This is a genomic window from Nocardia sp. NPDC004711 (assembly GCF_053601595.1).
The window spans coordinates 102,628-124,795 of sequence record NZ_JBSGCB010000010.1 but is presented as its reverse complement, the minus strand read 5'-3'; the positions used below and the strand labels follow the sequence as shown (position 1 = coordinate 124,795).

21 protein-coding genes are annotated in these 22,168 nt (G+C 70.5%); 17 read left to right on the top strand and 4 right to left on the bottom strand.

Features of this window, described 5'->3' with window-relative positions; translation table 11 throughout:
* The first annotated feature begins 155 nt into the window (after positions 1-155).
* Both ACWEKS_RS12170 and ACWEKS_RS12165 read left to right on the top strand, forming a co-directional pair.
* Positions 156-2,192 (top strand): LuxR C-terminal-related transcriptional regulator, encoded by a 2,037-nt coding sequence (locus tag ACWEKS_RS12170; RefSeq protein WP_452340087.1) that lies wholly within the window; start codon positions 156-158, stop codon positions 2,190-2,192.
* A 23-nt stretch (positions 2,193-2,215) separates the two neighbouring features.
* Complete coding sequence (locus tag ACWEKS_RS12165) at positions 2,216-3,580, top strand: lipase family protein (protein WP_452340086.1); 1,365 nt, start codon at positions 2,216-2,218, stop codon at positions 3,578-3,580.
* Positions 3,581-3,623: 43 nt separating this feature from the next.
* Here ACWEKS_RS12165 and ACWEKS_RS12160 read toward each other — a convergent pair whose 3' ends face one another.
* Positions 3,624-4,451: an SDR family oxidoreductase gene (locus tag ACWEKS_RS12160; RefSeq protein WP_452340085.1), complete on the bottom strand. Its 828-nt coding sequence runs from the start codon at positions 4,449-4,451 to the stop codon at positions 3,624-3,626.
* 41 nt (positions 4,452-4,492) lie between these two features.
* Entirely contained in the window at positions 4,493-5,527 is a 1,035-nt protein-coding gene (locus tag ACWEKS_RS12155; protein WP_452340084.1) for an alpha/beta hydrolase, read from the bottom strand.
* Positions 5,528-5,758: 231 nt separating this feature from the next.
* On the opposite strand from ACWEKS_RS12155, the gene ACWEKS_RS12150 reads away from it, so the two are divergent.
* Both ACWEKS_RS12150 and ACWEKS_RS12145 read left to right on the top strand, forming a co-directional pair.
* Positions 5,759-6,532 (top strand): ArsR/SmtB family transcription factor, encoded by a 774-nt coding sequence (locus ACWEKS_RS12150; RefSeq protein WP_364613085.1) that lies wholly within the window; start codon positions 5,759-5,761, stop codon positions 6,530-6,532.
* Positions 6,532-7,065 carry a hypothetical protein gene (locus ACWEKS_RS12145; RefSeq protein WP_452340083.1) on the top strand — a complete coding sequence of 178 codons (534 nt, stop codon included), beginning with the start codon at positions 6,532-6,534 and terminating at the stop codon, positions 7,063-7,065. The genes ACWEKS_RS12150 and ACWEKS_RS12145 overlap by 1 nt, the downstream gene beginning before the upstream one ends.
* A gap of 32 nt (positions 7,066-7,097) precedes the next feature.
* On the opposite strand, the gene ACWEKS_RS12140 is transcribed toward ACWEKS_RS12145, so the two are convergent.
* Entirely contained in the window at positions 7,098-7,859 is a 762-nt protein-coding gene (locus ACWEKS_RS12140; RefSeq protein ID WP_354837256.1) for a 3-hydroxyacyl-CoA dehydrogenase, read from the bottom strand.
* Positions 7,860-8,162: 303 nt separating this feature from the next.
* Between ACWEKS_RS12140 and ACWEKS_RS12135 the strand changes: the two genes are divergently transcribed.
* The 13 genes from ACWEKS_RS12135 (at position 8,163) to ACWEKS_RS12075 (ending at position 21,431) form a co-directional block, all read left to right on the top strand.
* Complete coding sequence (locus tag ACWEKS_RS12135) at positions 8,163-8,843, top strand: hypothetical protein (RefSeq protein ID WP_452340082.1); 681 nt, start codon at positions 8,163-8,165, stop codon at positions 8,841-8,843.
* A gap of 16 nt (positions 8,844-8,859) precedes the next feature.
* Positions 8,860-9,735 (top strand): MinD/ParA family ATP-binding protein, encoded by an 876-nt coding sequence (locus ACWEKS_RS12130; RefSeq protein ID WP_452340081.1) that lies wholly within the window; start codon positions 8,860-8,862, stop codon positions 9,733-9,735.
* A complete protein-coding gene (locus ACWEKS_RS12125; protein ID WP_452340080.1) occupies positions 9,732-10,385 on the top strand; it encodes a hypothetical protein in 654 nt (217 codons plus the stop codon). The genes ACWEKS_RS12130 and ACWEKS_RS12125 overlap by 4 nt, the downstream gene beginning before the upstream one ends.
* Positions 10,386-10,563: 178 nt before the next feature.
* Complete coding sequence (locus tag ACWEKS_RS12120; protein WP_213556317.1) at positions 10,564-10,854, top strand: hypothetical protein; 291 nt, start codon at positions 10,564-10,566, stop codon at positions 10,852-10,854.
* Entirely contained in the window at positions 10,854-11,135 is a 282-nt protein-coding gene (locus tag ACWEKS_RS12115) for a hypothetical protein (protein WP_452340079.1), read from the top strand. The genes ACWEKS_RS12120 and ACWEKS_RS12115 overlap by 1 nt, the downstream gene beginning before the upstream one ends.
* Before the next feature lie 53 nt (positions 11,136-11,188).
* Entirely contained in the window at positions 11,189-12,013 is an 825-nt protein-coding gene (locus tag ACWEKS_RS12110) for a hypothetical protein (RefSeq protein WP_452340078.1), read from the top strand.
* 43 nt (positions 12,014-12,056) lie between these two features.
* Positions 12,057-13,532: a hypothetical protein gene (locus ACWEKS_RS12105; RefSeq protein WP_452340077.1), complete on the top strand. Its 1,476-nt coding sequence runs from the start codon at positions 12,057-12,059 to the stop codon at positions 13,530-13,532.
* On the top strand, positions 13,529-15,019 hold the full coding sequence (locus ACWEKS_RS12100) for an SCO6880 family protein (RefSeq protein WP_354837270.1): 1,491 nt from the start codon (positions 13,529-13,531) through the stop codon (positions 15,017-15,019). Before ACWEKS_RS12105 ends, ACWEKS_RS12100 begins: the two co-directional genes overlap by 4 nt.
* A gap of 3 nt (positions 15,020-15,022) precedes the next feature.
* Complete coding sequence (locus tag ACWEKS_RS12095; protein ID WP_452340076.1) at positions 15,023-18,091, top strand: hypothetical protein; 3,069 nt, start codon at positions 15,023-15,025, stop codon at positions 18,089-18,091.
* A gap of 23 nt (positions 18,092-18,114) precedes the next feature.
* Positions 18,115-18,396 (top strand): transposase, encoded by a 282-nt coding sequence (locus ACWEKS_RS12090; protein WP_354837274.1) that lies wholly within the window; start codon positions 18,115-18,117, stop codon positions 18,394-18,396.
* 155 nt (positions 18,397-18,551) lie between these two features.
* Complete coding sequence (locus tag ACWEKS_RS12085; RefSeq protein WP_452340075.1) at positions 18,552-19,112, top strand: hypothetical protein; 561 nt, start codon at positions 18,552-18,554, stop codon at positions 19,110-19,112.
* A 37-nt stretch (positions 19,113-19,149) separates the two neighbouring features.
* Positions 19,150-21,051, top strand: coding sequence for a type IV secretory system conjugative DNA transfer family protein (locus ACWEKS_RS12080; RefSeq protein WP_452340074.1), 1,902 nt, complete (start codon positions 19,150-19,152; stop codon positions 21,049-21,051).
* A complete protein-coding gene (locus ACWEKS_RS12075) occupies positions 21,048-21,431 on the top strand; it encodes a DUF4913 domain-containing protein (protein WP_354837280.1) in 384 nt (127 codons plus the stop codon). The genes ACWEKS_RS12080 and ACWEKS_RS12075 overlap by 4 nt, the downstream gene beginning before the upstream one ends.
* Before the next feature lie 90 nt (positions 21,432-21,521).
* Here the strand turns inward: ACWEKS_RS12075 and ACWEKS_RS12070 are convergent, their stop codons facing one another.
* Positions 21,522-22,082, bottom strand: a complete 561-nt coding sequence (locus ACWEKS_RS12070) for a hypothetical protein (RefSeq protein ID WP_452340073.1) — start codon at positions 22,080-22,082, stop codon at positions 21,522-21,524.
* Positions 22,083-22,168: the final 86 nt, after the last annotated feature.

Below are 22,168 nucleotides of genomic sequence, written 5' to 3'. Positions count from 1 at the left end.
GTGCCCCGGCTGATCCTGGGCGCCCACGCGCCCTCGCTGCAATGATGCCGCTCCAGCACACCGAAGCTCGCCGTGCCACGCCTGTCAGTCGGGCGCATCCCGATCGGTGAAAGGGACGTCAGATGGCATGGTCGGTCGCTCGGGACCGAGGGGATATGCCGGTGGGGGCCGGCGCCAGGACGAGCTGGGCGGTCGCCACCCAGGTGAGCGCGGCGGACGCGGAGCGGCTGCGGGTCGCGCGCGCGGTGGCGGTGCTGGGGACCGCCGCGGGGGTGGGCCGGGTCGCGGCGCTGTTGGACACGGAACTCGACGAGATCCGGGCGGTGGTCGCGGAATTGGCGGCGGCCGGGCTGATCGTGGGGGAGTGCCGCCCGCACCCGGAGCTGGCGGCCCCGGTGCTGCGGGACCTGCCCGACGAGGATCGGCGCGCCCTGCACACCGGGGCCGCCGAACTGCTCTTCCGGGAGGGCCTGCCCGCGGCGACGGTGGCCCGGCACCTGGTCGAGGCGGGCGACGCCCGCGGCTCGTGGGCGGCGCAGGTGCTCCTGGAGGTCGCCGACCGCGCCTTCGACGCCGATGAATTGGACAGCGCCGGAACCTATCTGGAGCTGGCCTATCGGGCCAGCAGACGCGCCGACGAGCGGGCCGCCATCGCGACCCGGCTGGTGGCGGTGGAGTGGCGGATCAACCCGTCGTGCCGCACCCGCAATTTCGGCCGGCTCAAGGCGGCCCTGCGCACCGGGCGGGTGCCGTATCCGGAGCTGCCCATGACCGTGCTGCAGATGCTGTGGCACGGTCATGTCCTGCACGCCGATCACGCGCTGGTTCAGCTGCGTCGCAGCACGGACGCGGCGGCGGCCGATCGGCTCGAATTCGTCGGGGCGTGGCTGCGCTACACGCATCCGGTGCAGGCGCAACGGCATCCGTGGCCGGCCCGCGCCCGCTCCGGCCCGGAATCGCCGTCGCCGGACCGGGATTCACCCCACCGGCAGGCCGCCGCACTGCTGGCGGGACTGTGGGAGCAGCGCTCGCCCGCCGAGACCGCCGCCGCGGCCCAGCGCATCCTGGCACACCACCGGCTGACCCCCGCCACCGTCGAGGTGCTGGTGGCGGCGGTCGACTGCCTGCTGCACACCGATCGCCTCGACGCGGCCGACGCCTGGTGTACCGCCCTGCTGGCCGAGGCCACCGCGCGCCGCGCCCCGACCTGGCAGGCGCTGTTCGCCTCGGCGCGCGCGGAGACGCTGCTGCGCAAGGGAAATCCGGTCGAGGCGGCCGGGCACGCCCTGGCGGCACTCAATCTGCTGCCCGCCGAACAGCTCGGGGTGTGGCTGGGCCGGGCGGTCGCGGTGCTGGTGCGCGCGCTCACCGCACAGGGCAGGCACGCCGAGGCCGCCGCGCAGCTGGAGCGGCCGATGCCGCGCGCCATGTTCGAATCCCGTTTCGCGCTGGGCTATCTGCGTGCCTGCGGCGAGCACTGCCTGGCCACCGGCAGGCCCGAGGAGGCGCTGCGGCACTTCCGCCGGTGCGGGCGGCTGATGGACGAGTGGGACATGGACTTCGCCTGGCTGGCGCCGTGGCGCAATGACCTGGCCGCGGCCGGCCTGGTATCCGGGCAGCAGCGGCAGGTGCGGAATCTGGTGACCCGGCACCTCGACCTGATCGGCGGAGCCGAGCAGCACCACACCGGCGGGGTGTCGCTGCGCCTGCTCGCCGCGACCAGCGATCCGCTGCGGCGGGTGACGCTGCTGCGCCGCTCGGCGGCGCTGGCCCGCTCGGGTGGCGACGAACTCGAATTGGCCACGGTGCTAGCCGATCTCGGGAACGCCTACCGGGCGCTGGGGGAGTCGGACCGGGCCCGGCCCCCGCTGCGGGAGGCGGCGCGACTCGCCGAGATCTGCGGGGCCGAACCGCTCCTGGCGCGGCTGCAGGTCGACCCGGTGCCGGCCGCGCGAGAAACCCTGGTCGACACCGGTTTCGACGCCTTGAGCCCGGCCGAGCGGCGGGTGGCCGAACTGGCCGCGCTCGGTCAGCGCAATCGCGATATCGCCGAGGCCCTGAACATCACCACCAGTACGGTGGAGCAGCACCTGACGCGGGTGTACCGCAAACTCGCGGTCGCCCGCCGCAGCGAACTGCGGTTCGCGCTGGCGTCCCGGACCGAGACGAGCGCGCGGACCGCTACCGGATAACCGTCGGCCGAAAGGGGATTGGCATGATCGCGTATCCAACCGGGGCGCCGCAGCCGCCGCGGGACGACCATCCGCAACCGCTGCTGCCCGAGCACGACCCGTTCTACCGGCGTCCGCGCGGACTCGACCGGGTCGCGCCCGGGGCCGTCCTGCGTTCGCGTCCGGTGGAACTCGCTCTGCTGGGCCGCATTCCGCAACGCGTCACGGCCTCCCAGCTGCTGTACCGCAGCACCGACCTGCACGGCCGCGCCGAGGCGGCGGTCGCCACGGTGCTGCTGCCGTCCGGTGCGGACCCGGCCGCCGACCGGCCGCTCGTCTCCTTCCAGTGCGTCATCGACGCCGTTGCCTCGAAGTGCCTGCCGTCGTACGCGTTCCGTCGCGGTGCGCGGGCGCTGGGCTCGGTTCCGCAGTTCGAGCTGCTGCTCATCGAGCACGCCCTGACCCGCGGCTGGGTGGTGTCGGTGCCCGACCACACCGGGACCGCGGGGCGGTTCGGGGCCCCGCGCGAGCCCGGTCACCGCACCCTGGACGGCCTGCGCGCCACCCTGAATTTTCTGGCGCGGCCCGGTGATTCGCCGGTGGCGTTGTGGGGGTACTCGGGCGGCGGCCTGGCCACGGTATGGGCCGCCGAGCTCGCGGCGAGCTATGCCCCGGAGCTGAATATCCTTGCCGCGGTGCTGGGTTCGCCGGTGGGGGACCTCGAATCGACCTTCTTCCGGCTCAACGGCTCGGCCTTCGCCGGGCTGGCCACCTTGTGCCTGGCCGGACTGCGCCGCACCTACCCGGCCCTGGACCGCACCCTGCGCGAGCACCTCGACGCCGCGTCCCTCGACCTGCTCGACCGCGCCGAAACCAGCGCCACGATTCCACTCCTGCTGCGCAGCGGCCGGTCCCGGCTCCAGGATCGCGACGGTTCGGGCCTGGCCACGCTGCGGACCCTGCCGCAGGTGCGGGCCGTCCTGGCCGATGTCGAACCGGGTGCGCGAGCGCCGCGGTTCCCGGTGCTCGTGGTGCAGGGCGTGCACGATCTGGTCATTGCGTGCGGCAATGTGGATCGGCTGGTCGATCGCTACCGGGCCGAGGGCGCCTCGGTCCGCTATCTGCGCGATGTGCTGGGCGGTCACGCCATCCTGGGACTGCTGGCCGCGCCCCTGTGCGAGAACTGGCTCGCCGATCGATTCGCCGGTCGCCCGCTCCCGGCCGGAACCACGCAAACCGTAGTCTCCCTGGCACTTTCGATCCCCGCGCTGCGCGGCTACCTGGGCCTGGCGTCGATCCTGGCGAGGGCGGTGGCGGCCCGGCCGATGCGCGCCACACCGCCCGCGCGGACCGCCGCGCAGCCGGGCACGCCGGAGTCGGACATCGCGCCCGCACTGCCGGTCAGGTGATGCGCACGCCGCCCGCGCCTCTGAGCGCGCCCGCAGCGAGGCACTACCGCAGCGAATCGGCCTTGCTGATCCAGCCCACCACCGCCCGGGTCAGGAAGGGTGGGGACAGGCGGGTGGCGAGGCCGGTGAGTTTGGTCTGCAGGCCGACCAGGACGTGCGGCCCGGACAGCGGGCGGCGTCCGATCGCGGTGTGCCACACCGCTTCCGCGACATCGTCGGGGGTGAGGTGGACGCCCAGCGTGGTCGCGGATTTCGAGCCGCGGCTCACCTCGGTCATCATGTCGGTCGCGACGAACAGGGGCAGCAGGTCGCTGACCGTGATGCCGTAGTGCCGCCATTCGAGGTCGAGGGCCTCGGTCAGGCTGCGCACCGCGGCCTTGGTCGCGCCGTAGGTCGCCAGGCCGGGCTGACCGTAGAGTGCCGAGGCCGAGGCCAGGTTGATGACCCGGCTGCCGGAGGTGCGGCGCAGGTAGGGGAGGGCGGCGTGACAGCCGTTGAGGACGCCCTTGACGTTCACGTCCACGAGACGGTGCTGGCGTTCCACCGGGATCTCGCCGAAGGGCCCGGAGACCAGAATGCCCGCATTGTTGACCAGCAGGTCCAGCCGGCCGGTCGCGTCGTCGAAGTCCTTCAGGGCCCGATCCCAGCCCGCCGGGTCGGTGACATCGAAGGCCCCCGTCACGGTCCGGCCGCCGATCTCGGCGGCGGTGCGGGCGACCGCGTCGGCGTCGATGTCGTACAGGCCGACGGTCCAGCCCTCCCGGGCGAATCGCGCGGCGATGGCGCGGCCGATACCGGCGGCCGCCCCGGTGACGAGGATCGCGGGCTGAGAAGCATGGGCGGACTGAGAAGCATTGGCGGGCTGGGACATCGGAGCCTCTCGGATCGGAGGGTCGGGACCGCCGGTGCGGATCAGGCGGCGCTGCGGCCGAGGCGACCTGGATCGATCATCGCACGGTGGAAATCGGCCGCGTCGCGGGCGGCGTCCCGGCCGTCCGCGAGCAGGTCCGCGCCCAGGTGGATGAGGGTGTGCGGGGCGCTCGGCCGCACCTGCAGGCGCAGCGGGACACCCGCCGCCTCGGCGCGTTTCGCCACCGCCAGCGCGTCGGCGAGCAGCATCTCGCGGGAGCCGACCTGCAGCAGAATCGGCGGCAGACCGGTGAAGTCGTGGTTCACCACCGACCAGCTCGGATCCAGCTCGCCGTCCACGGCGATACCGCGGCGCACCACCATGTCGGGGCCGACCGCGGGCAGCACCGCGTCGTAGCGGGCATTGGGGTGCGCGAGGCGGGCGGCGGAGTCGAAATCCGCCCACGGCGAGGTCACCGACAGTGCCACGGGCAGTGGCAGACCCAGCTCGCGCAGTGTCAGCGCCAGCCGCAGCGCCAGTCCGCCGCCCGCGGAATCGCCCGCGACGACGATCTTCCCGGGCGGGAACCCCTCGGCCAGCAGGTGCCGGTAGGCGGTGAGCGCGTCGTCGAGGCTCTCGTTGGGGTGGGCGTCGGGCAGCTGCCGATAGTCGACGGTCAGCACCGGCAGCTCGCTCAGCGCGGCCAGGCGGGCGGTGTGGCGGCGGTAGCTGTTGAGCCCGCCCGCGATGAACGCGCCGCCGTGCAGGTACAGGATCGCGGCGTCGCGGTCCACCCGCGGATCGGGAACCGGTGCGCTCCACAGCCATTCGGCGTCGCAGTGCTCGAACCGCACCGGTTCGCGGCGGGTGCCGCGCGGGGTGCCGAGCACCCGGGCGGGCTGCTCGGACAGTCGCGTCATCCGGAACACCAGGTGCGCGGGGCGCGGGCCGAGGTCGGCGACCCAGGCTCCGGCGCGCAGGAACTGCTGCACGGTGGTGCGCAGCATCGGATGGGCGAGCCTGGTCCCGATGCGCGCCGGCCGGATCGTCTCCACGATCACCGATGAGACGAGGTCCGAGGTCTGCGGCGTCGCCACGGGCGCTCCTGTCCGCGCCGCGAAACACCGGGCGCTGCTGAGACAACGATGTCAGTTCTGGCCGAGGGCCGTTCAACATCTTGACGGTGAATGCGCGGATTGTCATGTCCGAGAACGAAATTCCCACGTAAGACGGGGTGCCGGGCCGCCCGTCCGGCCGGGTGCGGCGGTAGGGCGTTGACTTATGCAGGTAAATGCCTGCATAATTTTCCTGTGCAACCCGAACCCGAGATGGACGCGGTCTTCAAGGCCCTGGCCGACTCCACCCGCCGCCTGCTGCTGGACCGGCTGCGGGAGAACAATGGCCAGACCCTGCGCGAGCTGTGCGAACGGGTCGAGATGGCCCGCCAGTCGGTGACCCAGCACCTCGACATCCTGGAGCGGGCCGGCCTCGTCACCGTGCTGCGGCGCGGTCGCGAACGGGTGCACTACATAAATCCGACCCCGATTCACGACATCGAACAGCGCTGGATCTCCGTCTTCGATCGCCCCCGGCTGGATGTCCTGCGCGCCGTCAAAAACCAGGCAGAGGAGTACGCCATGACCGCCACCGTGCCGAACTACGTCTACGTCACCTACATCCACGCCAGCGCCGAGCAGGTGTGGAAGGCCCTCACCGACGCCGACCTGACCGCGCAGTACTGGGGGCACGCGAATGTGTCCGACTGGCAGCCCGGTTCGGAATGGGAGCACCGCCGCGTCGACGGCTCGGACAAGATCGATGTCGTCGGCAAGGTCCTCGAGGTCGACGAGCCCCGCCGCCTCGTCCTCACCTTCGAGGATTCGATCGGAGCGGACCGCGCCCCGTCGGTGGTGACCTTCCTCATCGAGTCCCACCAGGACATCGTCCGGCTCACCGTCACCCACGAGAACCTGCCGAATCAGGAAATGCTACAGGGCATTTCGAGCGGCTGGCCCGCCGTGCTGGCCAACCTCAAGTCGCTGCTGGAGACCGGTGCCGTACTGCCGCAGGCGCCCTGGGAAATGTCGCAGGCCCACGCCTGATGTTCGACGCCACCGCGCTGCGCGAGGTCTACGACACCCTGCTGGAAGCCGCTGCCGCCGTGGCGGATTCGGGCCCGCCGCTGCCGCCTCCGCCGGGGGAGTGGAGCGCCGAGCGGATCCTGGCCCACGTCTCCCTTGTCACCGCCGCCACCATGGCCGCCGCGTCGGCGGTGGCGGCAGGGGAGCACGCCACCTACGACAATCGCCTCGCCCTCGACACCTGGACCATCGATCGCGTCGTCGATCTCGCGGGCGGTTTTCCCGGCCTGCGCGAACGCCTGCGCCGCCAGGCCGAGATGCTGTGCGGTTTCGGCGGGCCCGCGCTCAGCGACGCGGAACTGGACAGCCCGGTGCCGACCCGCCTGCTGTCCGCGGGCGCACTACTGCTGGATCAGGCCATGCCCCTGCGGAATCTGTTCATCGGCCTGATCGATGTCGAAATCCCCGGCCACACCCGGCAGCTGCTCGCGCTGCGCGGAAACGGCGACGGCACCGGGCGGGCGAGTGCCCGCGCCGGTGCCGTCACCAGGTGATCGCCGCGGTGATCACCGTGTGGCCCTGCTGATTACCGCGGGGCCATGCGGATCGCGCCGTCGAGGCGGATGACCTCACCGTTGAGCATCGGGTTCTCCACGATGTGGCGGACCAGCGCCGCGTACTCGGCCGGGTCGCCCAGGCGCGACGGGTGCGGCACCTGCGCGCCGAGGGCGTCGATGGCCTGCTGCGGCAGGGTCGCGAACAGCGGCGTGTGGAACAGGCCCGGCGCGATGGTCATCACGCGGATCTTGTACGAGGCCAGGTCGCGGGCGACCGGCAGGGTCAGGCCCACGATGCCACCCTTGGAGGCGGAGTACGCGGCCTGGCCGATCTGGCCGTCGTAGGCGGCGACCGACGCGGTGTTGACGATGACGCCGCGCTCGCCGTCGGCCTCCTCGACCGCCGAGATGCGCTCGGCGGCCAGGCGGATGACGTTGAACGTTCCGATCAGGTTAACGTTGATGATCTTGGAGAAGGACTCCAGCGGGAACGCGCCCTGCTTGCCGACCGTCTTGATGGCATTGCCGATTCCCGCGCAGTTCACCGCGATTCGCAGCGTGCCGAGCTCCTGGGCGGCGTCCAGCGCGGCGGTCACATCCGCTTCGCTGGTCACGTCACCGGGCGAGAACACCACGCGCTCACCGAGTTCCTCGGCGATGGCCTTGCCGTCGGACGAGGGAAGATCGAGGATAACGACCTTCGCGCCGGCCGCGTGCAGTTCCCGCACGGTGGCCAGTCCGAGTCCCGACGCGCCACCGGTCACAACCGCGGCAATGTCTGCTGTCTTCACAAAACCTCCAAAATTCTTGGTCTTGTTAATGTAGATTCTGCGTCGTCCACAGGGAAGACCGCCCCGTCGGCGTGGCGTTCACACGATGTCGCGAACCCTGCTACTCGCACGCGCGCGCGGATTGAACGGAGTGTCGTCCGGCGCGTCGAGTCGTTGGAATCCTGTTCATGCGAGAGAATTTCCGATCGGGACCGTTTCGTGCGCGACGCCCGTGGCGACGCGACGACGGCGGGCTGCACAGTACCGACGATCACCGACGACAACACACCGTCAGCCACGACCGACCGCCGAGAGGGTCAGACGATGCCGAGCGACGTGCCCGCAGCGGGAATGTTGAAGTCGTACAAAAAAGTGTCGCGCTGGTACCCCGCCCTGGAACTCGACGCACAGGCTCCGGCCCCCGAACGGCCCGACGCCGACTCGGCGTTCGCCGACGAGCAGGGCCCGGCCCGCTACCCGCACTACATCCACGACGAACCCGAGCTCGAGATTCCGCCGGTGCCCGAATCGGTGCTGCGGCGCAACCACTTCGACGGGGCCTGGTCGGACTGGATGAGCGACTCCGGCGAGAGCGCCTCCTACGCACCGCCGCTGCGCTACCGCGGCAGCACTGTCGTCGAATTCCCCACGGGGAGTGGCGAAGCCGGTGTGGCATCGACGGGCGAGCGCGCCCAGAGAGCGGTCGACAGGGCCTCGCAACTGCTCGACGCGGTCGCCGACCGCGCGGCCGTGCCGAGCGGGCGCAGCACGGGGCGGCGGTTTTTCGCCGTCGCGTTCCTGATCGTTGCCATTGTTTTGCTAGCCATTGCCGGTGGAGTTGCTCTATATGTGCTGAATTCCCACAGCGGCACTGCGCAATCCATCGGCACACCCGAGGCGGGACCCCGTTCCGGCCCGATCGCCGTCGTGGCGGCGTACAACGAAATGACGGCCCCCGCGATCATCGGCGACCATGGACCCGCCGCGGGCATTCCGGCCGGATAAGAGGAGAGCGGAGACAATGGATCAGGACTGGAGCCGCTGGCTCGACGAGAAACCCGAAGAGGGCGAATCGACGGGCCGTGCCGCGCGTTCCAAGGCTCCGGTGATGCGCTTGCGCAAGCGCCGCGGCGACTCCGGCGAGGCCGGTCCCGCGCCGCGCCCGATTCTGGTGGTGGGTGGTTGCGGCGGCGCGGGCACCACCACGACAACGCTCGGCATCGCGGGGGAGATGAGCGCCGCCGGCGCCGAAACCGTCGCTGTGGACGGCACTTTCGCGGGCAGCGATCTCGCGTTGCGGGGCGCTGACGAGCACCTGAGCCCGATCAGTCTGCAGGCCTGGCTCTACGGCCGCGGCGACGACGAGGCCGCGCCGCTCAAGGAATGTCTCTCCCGCGCCACCTCCGGCATCGGCCTGCTGTGGCGCGATCCCGCCCCGCTGCGCCGGCGCGCCACCTACCTGACCGTCGCCCGCGCGCTCGGCGAGACCGGGTACACCCCGGTTTACGACGGCGGCAATCCGATCGTGAGCCGGCATCTGCGCCCGCTGCTCGAGGACGCCGATATCGCTCTGGTGCTGTCGATTCCGGCGCGCGTGGATGCGGCCAACCGCTTGCGCGTGACGCTGGAGTGGCTCGACGATCAGTTCGGCGGGCAGGGCGAGGGTCAGGGTGACGGCATTGTCGGCGACACCACCATTGTCGTGTCACATCAGTTGCCGGGCAGTGATTCTCGGATCGCTGAGCATTTGCGAGAACATCTGGACGGCTGGGTCCGTGAGGTCGTCGAGATACCCTATGACGCACACCTCGCACGCGGAGAGTTGGTGCGGCACAGCAACCTGGCCGCAGAGACACGCCGCGCGTATCGCCGCCTGCTTGCTGGAGTGGCATCATGACCGCAGCCATGAAGGAACGCCGATCCGCCTCCGAGGCCGCGCTGGCGGCCGGTGTGGTGCCGCCGCCGGAATCCCGCCGCGCACCGATCTGGGACCGACCCGTACCCGGCGATGGCCGAGCGCCCCTGGTGTGGCTGCTCGGCGTGCACGGGGGCGCGGGCGCGACGACGCTCTCGCATGTGCTTGCGCCGGCGGCGGATTCGTATCGGCGCTGGCCGGGCGTGTTCGACCGGGAGTCCCCGTTCGTGGTGCTGGTGGCGCGCGAGACCATCGCCGGGCTCACCCGCGCCCACGATCTGCTGCGCCAGCATCACGCCGGGCTGGCCGGTCCGTGTGAGGTGCTGGGCCTGATCACCGTGGCCGCGCGGCCGGGCCGGCTGCCCGCCGAGATCCGCCGCTACCGCGATGTGGTCGGTTCGCTGGCGGGTCAGGTGTGGCAGGTGCCGTGGCACGAGGAATGGACCCTGGTCGAGGCCGATGAGCTGCCGGTGTGGTCGCCCGGCGACCCGGTGCCGCAGCAGCGCAAGCGCAAATCCGATCCGCTGGAAGAGATTACGCCCGACGTGCGGGAGCTCGGCGCCGGCATCGTGGCCGCCGTGCAGGACGCGCTCGACGCCCCCCGCCCCGAGTTCCCGGACTCGGAGGAGTGATCATGGACGCCGACGGATTGTGTTGTGCGGGAATGAGTTCCCGGTTGCGGGGACCTGCCCGGTCCCCAGGGAAGGTGGCAGGGCAGTCAGTAGAAGGAGTTGTCGTCGCCGGTTGGACGGCCGGGCCGTGCATCGGCGAGATTGTTACTAGCAGTTCGCTTTTGGATAAGGACAGACAATGAGCATGCTCCTCGCCGTACACGACGCGTACGGCCAGATCCTCGCCCAGGTCGGGAATCCGACCCCCGAGGCACCGCCCGCGTCGGACAAATTGCTGAAACTGGTTCGGTATTTCACCTGGTTCGTTCTGTTGTCGGGAATCCTGGGCATCACCTACGCCGGTGGCCGGTTCGCCTGGGAGAAATGGACAGGAGGCGGTTTGGAGTCGCCGAAGATGGTGGCAGGGGCCATGATCGGAGGAATCGTCGCCACGAGCGCGGGCACGATCATGAATGCAGTGATCACCTAATGTCCGCCGCGCTGGTTGCGCCAGCGATGGACACCGTGCTGGCCTACAAGCAGATGCCGCCGGATGTGATCCGGCCGATCATGCAGCTCATCGACTGGCTGCTGTGGTGTGTGCTGCTGTTCTGCCTGGCCTGGATGATCCTGGCCGCGGGCCGGCTCTGGTATGCCTTCCGCGACGACCTGGCCGCCAACGACGCGACGCACGGGGTGGTGATGAGCCTGCTGGGCGCGATCATGGCGACCTCGGCCAGCGGGATCGCGCTGGCCCTGCTGCCGACCTGACGGGCACGGGCAGCTGAATTGTCCACTGGCACACACACTTCGGAGGCCAAGCGATGAGCGAGAAGGAGTCGCCCGAGCGTGACCGCGTCTCGTTCGGCGTCATCGCCTCGGCCGCCCTGGTCGCGGTCATCCTGATCGCCGGCCTGGTGGTCTACTTCGGGCACGGCGACAGCAAGCCGAGCGCCAAGCCCGACGGGACCATCCCGGCGGCCTCCGACTCCGGCGCCACCGGATTCGCCTCGCCCGAGGTGGATCTGTTCGGCCGCCGCGTCGACGTCCCCAACAACACGGCCGGCCAGCCGCTGCCGCAGGATCCGTCCAAGCAGCGCAAGGCCACCGACGCCGACTGGCTCACCGCCGCCCCGCTGGGGACCACCGATCCCCACGGCTGGCAGCGGGTCTACGGCGCGTCCGTGCCCTTCTCCACCTCCGACGGTCCGGCGCGCCTGGAAAACGGCCTGGCCGTCGGCTATTCGCACTCCCCGCAGGGCGCGGCGCTGGCCGCGGCCCAGATCACCTACCGGCTCAATGCCCGCCCGGCCGACCGGGAGCTCTACGTCCGGCAGGTGCGGGTGCCCGCCGAACAGCTCACCGCCTACGACCAGGCGCTGGCCGATCAACGGCTGCCGAAACAGCAGCCCGAGAAGGTGACTCGCTATCTGGTGGCCCCCGACGGCTTCCAGATCGAGAACTACGCCGACGACATGGCCATCGTGCGGCTGGCCGCGCGCGGGCCGGTGGTCGACAACCGGCAGCTGTGGGCGGCGGTGCGCCTGATCATGGTCTGGGACGCCGGCGACTGGCGGCTCAAACCTTCGACTTCCAAGACCGCGCAAACCGAATACGTCGATTCGCTTGCGGGGTGGACCCGATGGTGACAACAACAGAAATGGCATCGCGACCCATCGAGAGGTGGACCACATGCTGAGGCGGCTAGTCACGATCCTTGCGGTCGTCTTCACCGTCATGATCGCAACTCCGACGGTGGCCTACGGCCAGACGTACGGTTTCGATCAGGCCTGCAACGAATTACACGACTCCCTCGACGGGCTGGGCGTACCCGGCATCTCGCTCGGCGACGCGGCCTCGGCCGCGTGCAAGGCGGGCAATGTCGCGACCCACCCGACCGACGCCGCCGCCACCGTGCGCGACAAGGCGTGGGACTCCACCTTCGGCAAGGTGGTGGACTCGCTGATGAACGGTCTGGGCGAGGCGCTGATCCTGGCGTTGACCTTCTGGATGAAGATCCCGAACGAACGCGTCAGTGACGCGGGTGCGCTCTTCACGAAGATCAACGACTACACCTATCAGGTCCAGATCCTGTTACTGATGGCGTCGGTGATCCTCTCCGGCCTGAAACTGGCGCAGGCCAGACGCGGAGCCGCGGTCAGCGAGGCCACGGAATCGTTCTGGATGTTCGCCCGCGTGGTGTTCAGTTCCTGGATGCTGGGCGCGGTGATCGTGGCGGCCACCCAGGCCTCGGACAAGTTCTCCGAGTGGATCATCAACGACTCCACCGGCGGCAATGCCAAGGACCTCGCCGAGCTGATGGTGAAAACCTCGAAGCTGCAGGCGTTCTCGCCGGGTCTGGTGCTGATCATCGCGATCGTCGGCCTGCTCGGGGCGCTGGCCCAGATCGTGCTCGCCATCGTCCGCCAGGGCCTGCTGGTGGTGGCCGCGGGCGTGCTGCCGCTGGCCGCGGCCGCGTCGGGCACCCAGATCGGGCGCACCTCGTACTCGAAGCTGCTGGGCTGGATCATCGCGTTCATGCTCTACAAGCCGGTGGCGGCGATCGTGTACATGATCGCGTTCACCACCGCGGGCAATACCGACGACCTGACCGGCACCGCGAACCTGCCCGACGCCGACGAGGCCCAGCGCATGCTGGTCGCCATCGTGCTGCTGTGCACCGTCGCTTTCGTGCTGCCGGCGCTCATGCGCCTGGTGACCCCGGCGGTCGCCATCGTCGGTTCCGGCGGTTCGGGTCTGGCCGCCACCACCGGCACCCTGGTCGGCATCGCCGCGCTCGGTGCGGTCGGTTCGCGCGCGGTGGCCCCGCGCGGCGCCGCCGGACCCGGCGCCGCCGGATTCGTCGGACCCGGTCGCGGCGGGCGTCCCCGTCCCGGTCCCGGGGGCGGCGGTCCCGGCGGTGCGCCACGCCCGACACCCACGCCACGCCCGGCGGGTGGAGGCGGCGGTGCGCCCGCCGCGAGTCCTGCCGCCCAAGGCGGTGGCGGCGCAGTACCGTCAGGCGCGTCCCGCGTGGCCAACCGGGTCGCGCAGGCGCGCGCGGCGACCGCCTCGCTGAGCAAGGCCGAGTCCACCGCGGGCGACCTGGCCGGTGACCGCTGGGCCAACCGTTCACCCGACCTCGGCAGGAGCACCATCCCGCGATGACGATGACCGAGACCTACGAGCGCCGCTCGTACGGACTGTGGCAGAAGCCCCGCAGCGCGGGCCTTTTCGGCCTGCGCTGGGGTGAGACCGTGGTCGGTTTCGCTGTCGTGATCACCGCGCTGCTGACGGCGCTGGCGGCCGGGCCGAAACCGGCCGCCGTGGTGGCGGGCATCGGCACGGTCGTGATGGTTCCACTGGTGTGGCGGACGGGGGGCCGCTCCGGCTACGAGAACGGATTGATGATGTTCCATTGGTTGCGCGGCCGTTCCAAGGGCGAGCACGTGTACCGGGGCGGGCGGTTCTCCCGGATCCCGGGCGGCGTCACCCGCCTGCCCGGACTGATGGCCCCGTCACGGCTCTACGAGGGCATCGACGCCGGCGGCTACAGCTTCGGCATGATCCACCTACCGCAATTCGCCCAGTACACAGTGGTTCTGCGCGCGTGGCCGCAGGGCCACGAGGCCGTCGACCAGCCGGTCATCGACCGCTGGGTGGGCGCCTGGGGCACGTTCCTGGCCTCGCTGGGGCAGACCTCCGACATCGTGGCCGTGGTCCCGGTCATCGACACCGTGCCCGAGACCGGAAACCGTTTGCTCACCGAGGTTTCCACCATCACCCGGCCCGAGGCCCCCGATCTCGCGCAGCAGGTCATGTACGAGCTGGCCACCGAACTGCCGCAGGAGCGGGTGCAGCTGCTACCCCGGGTCGCCATCACCTTCAAGGCGACCACCGCGGAGCGCCGCAAGAATCCGGCGGAGGAGGCGGTCGAGATCGGCCGCCGCCTGCCCGGCATCTGTGCGGCCCTGGCGGAGGCCGGAGTTCGCGCCCAGCCCATGGCCGCCGACGAGATCATCTCGTTCATCCGCCGCAGCTACGACCCGGCCGCCCAGGCCGATCTCGAGGTGGCCGCGGGCGAACCCGGTGGGCACGGCCTGGATTGGGCCGACGCGGGCCCGGTCTCGCACGAGGAGCGCTGGGACCACTTCATCCACGACGGCGGCCGCTCGGTCACCTGGGAGATGGACACCGCCCCCGAGGGCGCGGTCGACGAGCGGGTGCTGCAGCGGCTGCTCGCGCCGAATCCGGAGGTGCCGCGCAAGCGCATCACCATCGTCTACCGTCCGCACTCGGCCGGCGACGCCGCCCAGATCGTGGACGACGACTACAAGAACGCCCTGGTGGCACAGCAATCCGAGCGCGGCGTCGTGTCCGCCGCCGCCACCCTGCGCGTCGGCGCCACCCAGCAGGCCCGCGAGGAGCAGGCCCGCGGGCACGGCGTCACCCGCTTCGGCGCCCTGGTCACCATTACCGAACCCCTGCGCGGCGACCTGCCGCGCATCGAGGCCATCACCCGCGACCTGTCGACCCAGGCCCGCCTCAAGATCCGCCGCTGCTACCGCTACCAGGCGGCGGCGTTCGCGGCTTCGCTCGGCTGCGGGGTGATCCTCCCCGAACACGCCACCATTCCGAAAGCGCTTGCGGGGTAACCCATGCCACGTGACTTCGACCCCTCGGTCCGCGAACGCGACGCCGCGCCGCCCACCCGGCGCGGCTCCCGCCGCGACCCGGCTCCCGTCGACCCCTACGCCGAGCCGGATCCGTACCCGCCCCCGTCCTCCCGCGTCATGCGCGACGAGCACCGGCCCCGGCGCGGCACCCTCCCGGACCGCCGCATGCTCCGCCGCGACCCCATCGAGCCGCCCGACCAGGATCGGCCGGCCGAGGTTGTGAGCGAGCACGAGGGTGGAGCGGTGCGCGCCGAGCCGGAGATAATCACGGATCCCGCTGCGCCCCAGCATGATCCGGAGGCGATAGCGCTGCCGGAACCGCCGGTCGGTGCGCGGCCGGTGGAGGAGTGCGGCGCCTCGGTTCCGATGCCCGAGGCCGCGCCCGAGCGGGCCGAGACGCACGCGGAGATCACGAGCCGGGAGCCGGTCGAGGTCGGCCCGGCACCGCAGCTCAGCGAGACGGTGGTCGAGCCGATCGGAGTTCCCGAAGCGGACAGCAGCGTGGAGCCGGTCAAGAAGGCGGCCCGGCGACGGCTTCCGGCGGTGCCCGCCCTCGAACCCACCGGTGGCACCGGCGAATCGGGCTCGGCTCAGGGTGTCGCCGCCGAGGTCCTGGCGACCGGGCGAGAGCCGGCGGTACGCGCGGAAGCCGGTTCGGGGGATGCAGTGGGGGCCGCGGCCGATGTGCTGGGGGAGCCCACGGCGGGATCGGCCGGGCGTCCCGGTGGGACCGAGCGGTCGGAACACGTGCTGGACAAGAGATCCGGCCGGAGTGGCGCGGGGGCGCGGTCCGGCGGTGTGCGCGAGGGCGAGGCTCGGTCACGGGCACGCGGGCCGGAACGGACCGAGGGGGATCGCATGGAGCGCAGGCGGAGTCGCGAGACCACACCCGAGGGGGATGCGGTGCGCCGCGGGGAGCCCGGTGAACGGCGCCGCGAACGACCGCGTGCCGAGGGCGAACCCGGACGTGAGCGGCGCAGTGACGGTGAATCCGGGCGCGAACGGCGTGCGGCGGACGGCGGGCGTGAGCGCCGTGCCGACCCGGAGCGGGATGCCCGGCGCGGCAATGGCTCCGAGGGCCGCGGCCGGTCCACGGACCCGGATCGGGTGCATCTGGGCGGACGGGCCGGCGCACCCGGCCGGACCCGTGCGGCGCGTCCGGAGGGTGAGGCGGGGGAGCGGCCGGTGCGCAACCGGCCCGCGCGCGACGGACGGCCCGAGCGATCCGGCACCGAGGAACGTGGCCGCGGCGCCCGTAAGGACAAGCGGGACAAGGTCGCCGACCAGGCCGAGCGCGACGCGGCCGCCAAGCGCGCCGCCGCGCGCAAGGCCGCGGCCAAGAAGAAGCAGTCCGGTCCCAAGCTGCTCGACGACACCATGCGGGCCAAGCTCGAGGTCACCGCGCGCGAGGGCACTGGCATCAGGGCGGCCTGGGCCACCTTCCGCCTGCACACCGACGATCTGCGCCGGCGCAACTTCGCGGCGCGCGCCGAGCGCATGGAGTACGGCAGCTTCGACGAATTCGACCGCACCACAGCACAACTCACCGATCGCGGCTACATCGGCGCGGGCGGCGGGCGGATGAACGTGATCGGCCGCCCGGTCGAGTACCGCGCCACCACCGCGCAGGTCGCGGGCCTGTGGCCGTGGTCGGTCGGCGCGGGTGCGCCGCTCATCGGCACCCCGCTGGGCTCGCACCTGCACACCGGCGCTCCGGTCTGCTTCGACCCGATGAACTGGTTCATGCGCGGCAGCTTCATCACCGCGCCCAGCCTGTTCGTGCTGGGCCTCAATGGTTTCGGCAAGTCCTCGCTGGTGCGCCGCATCGTGCTGGGCGGTGTCGCGCAGGGCATCACCCCGCTGGTGCTGGCCGACGTCAAGCCCGACTACCGCAAGCTGGTGGAGCTGGTCGGCGGCCAGGTCATCGACCTGGGTTACGGCCACGGCAAACTCAACCCGCTGGCCGCCGGTGTGCTGGGCTCGATCGTTCCGATGCTCGGTGAGTTCCCCGAACTGCAGACCCAGGTCATGCAGGAGATGCGCGCCCGCCAGGTCACTTTGGTGGCCGGTCTGGTGGAACTGGTGCGCGGCGCGCGCGTGCGCGACTTCGAGGAGACCCTCATCTCCACCGCGCTGCGCATCCTCTATCGCGAGGGCAGCAGCTTCACCCCGGACCACCCGCCGATCATCGAGGACCTGCTCGATGTGGTCGTGGCGGGCGGCGACGAACTGCAACTCGATGCGGGCGCGGACAATCCGGACGAATACCAGGAGGCCATCAAGGGTCTGCGCCGCTCCCTGCGCGCCCTCACCCAGGGCCCGTTCGGCGCGATCTTCAACGGCCACACCACGACTCCCATCGACACCAACTCCACCGCCGTCTGCATCGACGTCTCCCACATCCCCAACGGCGACAAGAAACTCAAGGCCGCCGTCATGCTGGCCTGCTGGGCCGACGGTTTCGCCTCCGTCGAGGCCGCGCACGTGCTGGCCGACGCGGATCTGGGCCCGCAGCGCTACTTCCAGGTGGTGATGGACGAGCTGTGGCAGGTGCTGGGCCTGGGCGACTTCATGGTCGACCGCGTCGACGAGCTCACCCGTCTGCAGCGCGGCATCGCCACCTCGCTCATCATGATCAGCCACACCATCAAGGACCTACAGGCCCTGGGCTCCGACGCGGCCATCGCCAAGGCCCTCGGCTTCCTGGAACGCGCCCGCGCCAAGATCTTCGGCGCGCTCCCGGCCGAGGAGATCGCGCGCCTGGATTCCACCGTGCCGTTCACCGCCGCCGAGGAGGAGATGGTGACCAGCTGGTCCGCGCCGCAGGCGCTCACCGGTGAGGCCCTCAAACCGGGCCAGCAGCGGCCGCCCGCGCCCGGCACCGGTAAGTTCCTGCTCAAGATCGGCGAGGACCGCCGGCCCGGCATCCCGTTCCACATGGAGTTCACGCTCTCGGAACGAGAGAGCGGAATCCACGACACCAACCAGCGTTTCAGCGAATTCACCGAGACCACCGCGAGCCGCGGCTCGGACGAGGGGAGCGCCGCATGATGCCGCACCGGTCGTATCGAAGAGTGTCGCCGGAGGTCCGGCAGGCCGCCGTCGAACAGGTCATCGCCCTCACCGGCAAACTCCGCTCGGAATCCGAGGCCTGCCGGGTGGTCGCCGAACAGATCGGCGTGCACACCAATTCGGTGCGCAACTGGGTGCGTGCCGCCGAGAGCCCCGGCCTGGAACGCATGGATGCGATCGCGTTGCGCCGCAAGGTGGCTCTGCTGCAGCAGCAGCTCGCGGCCGCCGCCGAGATGAATCGCACGCTGGTGGAAACCCTCCACGACGCCAAGCGCGGCACATGATCCGCTGCCGCGAGAACGAACACGCCGACTCGGGAAACCCGCTGGTATGGCCCGGATATACCGCGCAGCGACTAGCCTGGAAGGGTGGTCCGGTGCTGCGCCGCCGGCGCGGGCCGGTGAGCGCGAGCACGGGTGTGCACGGTGCGAGCGCAGGCATGCGTCCCGCGATTGGGGTGGTGATGCTGGTAGTGAGCGTCGCAGTGCTGGCCACCGCATGCGGCGGCGGCAGCTCGACCGGCGGCGGCTCGAATCCGTCTGCCGGGCAAGCGCCCACGTCCACCACCCGGTTGCTGGAGGATGCCCCGGCCCCCGACCCGACCACGCCCGACGGTGTCGCGGTGACCGCGCTGGAGCAGATCTACACCTGGTACCCGGCGACCGAGTCCGAGGGTGACGCGCTGCGCCGGGCGCGGAAATGGCTGGGACCCAGCCTGATCCGTACACTGGACAACCCGTCCACCGGCGTGGAAACCCCGAGACCGTCACTGCGCTGGGCCGATTGGGCCAAGGCGGGCGCTCACGTCGAGGCATTCGCGTTCGCCTCCGGTGAGAAGGCCCCCGCCGGCGCCGACCCGAACCGGCAGCAGTACAAGATCGGCATCGAGCAGACGGTCGTCTATCCGGACGGCAGGCGGGAATCGCTACCCCCGGCCACGGTCGTCGCCACCGTCGTGCGCGGCCCTGCCGGTGGCTGGTTGCTGGACGAATTCCGTTGAGCGGTAACGACTCACAGGTCATCCCAGGAGGTTAGAGATGGCGAAGAAACCGATTGCGGACCCGGCCGACCCGGGTCCCGATCGTGTCCTGCACCTCGTCTACGCGGGTTTCTACATCTTCGGAACCGTGTGGCTGGCGGTGCAATTGGGCAACCTGCTGAGCTCGCCGCGCCAGCACGTGCCGATCAACCCGATCGCCATCGTGGTCGACCTGCTCGAGGGTAAGCTGCGCTGGCCGGCCGCCGCCACCGCCATCATCGTGCTCGTCTTCGGGGGGACGCTGGGCTGGGTGCTGTACCGGCGCCGCCGCGAGCTGAACGCCAAGAAGGGCCGACTGGCGATCGACGACAAGGCCGATCACATGGGCAGCGGCGGGGCCATCAAGGCGCTCACGCTGGCCGGCGTCCGCGAGAAGGCCGGCCAGATCGGCGTGCCGCTGCACCGGCACCTCACCGGGGACATGCTCATTCCCGGTTCGCTGATGCGGCCCGGGGACATGCTGGTTCCGGGCATCCCGATCGGCATGTCGGTCGCCGACGGCGAAATGATGTACGGCTCCTACGAGGATCTGCAGGTCGACATCTGGGGCCCGCGCCAGGGCAAGACCACCTCCCGGGTGATCCCGGCCGTGCTCGCCGCCATCGGCCCGGTGGTCGTCACCTCCAACAAGCGTGACGTCGTCGACGCCACCCGGGATGTGCGCGCGGGCAAGGGCAGTCGGATCTTCGTCTTCGATCCGCAAGGCGTGGCCCCGGATTCGCACGACCTGCAGGCGCAGCAGGAACCCGGCTGGTACTGGGATCCGCTGGCATGGGTCGACGTGCACCGGCCCGGCTGCGAGGTGCGAGCGGTCAGCCTGGCGGGTCATTTCTCGGACGCGGAGGGCAGTCCCTCGGCCGGCCAGGGCGCGGACTCGTACTTCGACCCCGAGGCCGAGGATCTGCTCGCGGCACTGTTCCTGGCCGCGGGTTTCGAGGGCAGCAACATCCTGCGCGCCTGGGAATGGGTGAACAACCCGATGGACACCACCCCCATCGAGATCCTGCGCGCGCATTCCAAGCACTACATGGCCGAGGGTCTCGCCGGCCAGTACAACCTCGACATCCGCACGCGCGACGGCATCTTCGGTGGCGCGAAGGCGATGATCAGGTGCCTGAAGTTCCCGCACATCCAGCCGTGGGTCATCCCCAACGGCGGCCGGACGCCCTTCGACGAACTGGAATTCCTCGAGCGCAACGGCACCCTCTACTGCCTGTCGCTGGAGGGCCGGGGTTCGGCGGCGCCGCTGGTGAGCGCCCTGACCGCGGCGGTCATCGACGTGGCCTCCCGCGAGGCGTCACGGTCGCCGGGCGGGCGACTGCCGGTGCCGCTGCTGGCCGCCCTCGACGAGGCCGCCAATGTCGTGCGCTGGAAGGATCTGCCGAAGCAGTACAGCCACTTCGGTTCTCGCGGCATCGTGGTGATGACGGTGCTGCAGTCCTGGGCGCAGGGCGCGCGCTGCTGGGGACCCGATGGCATGGAGGCGCTCTGGGGCGCCGCGAACATCAAGGTCATCGGCAGCGGCATCGACGACATGACCTTCCTGCAACAGCGCTCCGAGGCCATCGGCGACTACGACAGCATCTCGCAATCGGTGTCGGAATCGAAGGGCGGCAAGAGTTATTCGCGCTCCCTGAGCTCATCGCGGACCTTCAACGCCCATGCCCTGGCGACCCTGCCGCGCGGCCGCGCCATCCTGTTCGCCTCGGGCACACCGGCCGTGCTGCTGCGCACGGTGCCGTGGTGGGAGGGCCCCGACGCCGCCGCGGTCGAGCGGTCGATCGAAGCCCACGACCCGTCACCGACGCGCAAGACCGAGATTTCCGATCTGATCAGCCCCGCGCTGATCAAAGAGACACTGCCGGATGTTTCGGCGCCCAAGGAGGTTCGACCGCTGTGAGCGAAGAGTCAACACCCATGGTCTACGCGAGCGTGGTTGAGTTCGTGGAGAACTACCTCAGCCTCGTGTACCGCCGGCAGGTGACCGATATCAGCGACACCGTGTGGTGCCCCGAATGGTGGAAGCACGCCGAGGCGGTGGCGCGACTGGATGCCATGTGGCGGGCGTGGGAACACTTCCGCCACGACGGCAAGACCGGGCTGAGCATCTGGTTCCTCGACCACGCCGACCCGCACATGGCGAAACTGTTCGATCCCAAGGGCCCGTTCAAGTACTGCAGTGTGCGCAACGGCCACAAGGACATGCTCACGCCGCTGCCGTTGAAGTCCCCCCAGCAGGGCTTGTTCAGCAATCCCACGATGGGGGAGTTCCCGCTCTGAGATGAACCGTGGGCGCCGGTACGGTGCCGGCGCCGAAACGGAAAGTGGCGGATCGGGTTGCGATCCGCCACGGTTCGAAGTTATTGCTGCTCAGACTCGTTCACGCGAGCGAGCGCGTTCGCGATCCCGCTCGTGCGCTTCCTGCTCCCGCACCCGCCGCTGCGCCGCCTCCTGCTCCCGCAGCCGCACGGCGTCCTGTGCCGACTGGGCCTGTCCGACCTCCATCAGCAGCCGTACCGATTGCAGCTCGGGCGAGATGCCCATACGCGAAAGATGTTGTGCCAGAGCGGTTCGCCGTTCCACCGAGTCGTATCGCACGGAGCCGCGGCTGGCTTGCTGCGCGGCCATCCGAGATGCCTCCGCCTGCGCGGAGAATCGATCCTTTTCGAGAGATACGCCCCGTTCACGCGTCGGGCGCTCCAAGATTCGCGAGAGTTCGCGGTTACGCGGATCACGTGCCTTGGCATCCGCTGCCTCACGCAGCCGACGCTCGCGGCCCTCCTTCTGGCGGGCCTCGGTGACCCTGACGCGTGCTTCCGCTTCCTTCTGGCCACGTTCCCGGGTGCGCAGCGCGACAAGTGTCGCGAGCTGCAACATTTGCCTCATCATCGCCGCTGTTTCGCGGCCGATGTCGTCGAGTTCCTCGGCCATTGCCTGCTCCCCGATGCTGCAGTTAGATCACTATGGATGATTGTGGTGCTTCGTCACGGACATCGCCACCCGAACGGTGGTTGCGC

Bases quoted from the DNA above. Each gene is read 5' to 3' on its own strand.
- ACWEKS_RS12170 (WP_452340087.1), top strand. From the start codon at position 156: ATGCCGGTGGGGGCCGGCGCCAGGACGAGCTGGGCGGTCGCCACCCAG.
- ACWEKS_RS12165 (WP_452340086.1), top strand. From the start codon at position 2,216: ATGATCGCGTATCCAACCGGGGCGCCGCAGCCGCCGCGGGACGACCAT.
- ACWEKS_RS12160 (WP_452340085.1), bottom strand. From the start codon at position 4,451: ATGTCCCAGCCCGCCAATGCTTCTCAGTCCGCCCATGCTTCTCAGCCC.
- ACWEKS_RS12150 (WP_364613085.1), top strand. From the start codon at position 5,759: ATGGACGCGGTCTTCAAGGCCCTGGCCGACTCCACCCGCCGCCTGCTG.
- ACWEKS_RS12145 (WP_452340083.1), top strand. From the start codon at position 6,532: ATGTTCGACGCCACCGCGCTGCGCGAGGTCTACGACACCCTGCTGGAA.
- ACWEKS_RS12135 (WP_452340082.1), top strand. From the start codon at position 8,163: ATGCCGAGCGACGTGCCCGCAGCGGGAATGTTGAAGTCGTACAAAAAA.
- ACWEKS_RS12130 (WP_452340081.1), top strand. From the start codon at position 8,860: ATGGATCAGGACTGGAGCCGCTGGCTCGACGAGAAACCCGAAGAGGGC.
- ACWEKS_RS12125 (WP_452340080.1), top strand. From the start codon at position 9,732: ATGACCGCAGCCATGAAGGAACGCCGATCCGCCTCCGAGGCCGCGCTG.
- ACWEKS_RS12120 (WP_213556317.1), top strand. From the start codon at position 10,564: ATGAGCATGCTCCTCGCCGTACACGACGCGTACGGCCAGATCCTCGCC.
- ACWEKS_RS12115 (WP_452340079.1), top strand. From the start codon at position 10,854: ATGTCCGCCGCGCTGGTTGCGCCAGCGATGGACACCGTGCTGGCCTAC.
- ACWEKS_RS12110 (WP_452340078.1), top strand. From the start codon at position 11,189: ATGAGCGAGAAGGAGTCGCCCGAGCGTGACCGCGTCTCGTTCGGCGTC.
- ACWEKS_RS12105 (WP_452340077.1), top strand. From the start codon at position 12,057: ATGCTGAGGCGGCTAGTCACGATCCTTGCGGTCGTCTTCACCGTCATG.
- ACWEKS_RS12100 (WP_354837270.1), top strand. From the start codon at position 13,529: ATGACGATGACCGAGACCTACGAGCGCCGCTCGTACGGACTGTGGCAG.
- ACWEKS_RS12095 (WP_452340076.1), top strand. From the start codon at position 15,023: ATGCCACGTGACTTCGACCCCTCGGTCCGCGAACGCGACGCCGCGCCG.
- ACWEKS_RS12085 (WP_452340075.1), top strand. From the start codon at position 18,552: ATGCGTCCCGCGATTGGGGTGGTGATGCTGGTAGTGAGCGTCGCAGTG.
- ACWEKS_RS12080 (WP_452340074.1), top strand. From the start codon at position 19,150: ATGGCGAAGAAACCGATTGCGGACCCGGCCGACCCGGGTCCCGATCGT.
- ACWEKS_RS12070 (WP_452340073.1), bottom strand. From the start codon at position 22,082: ATGGCCGAGGAACTCGACGACATCGGCCGCGAAACAGCGGCGATGATG.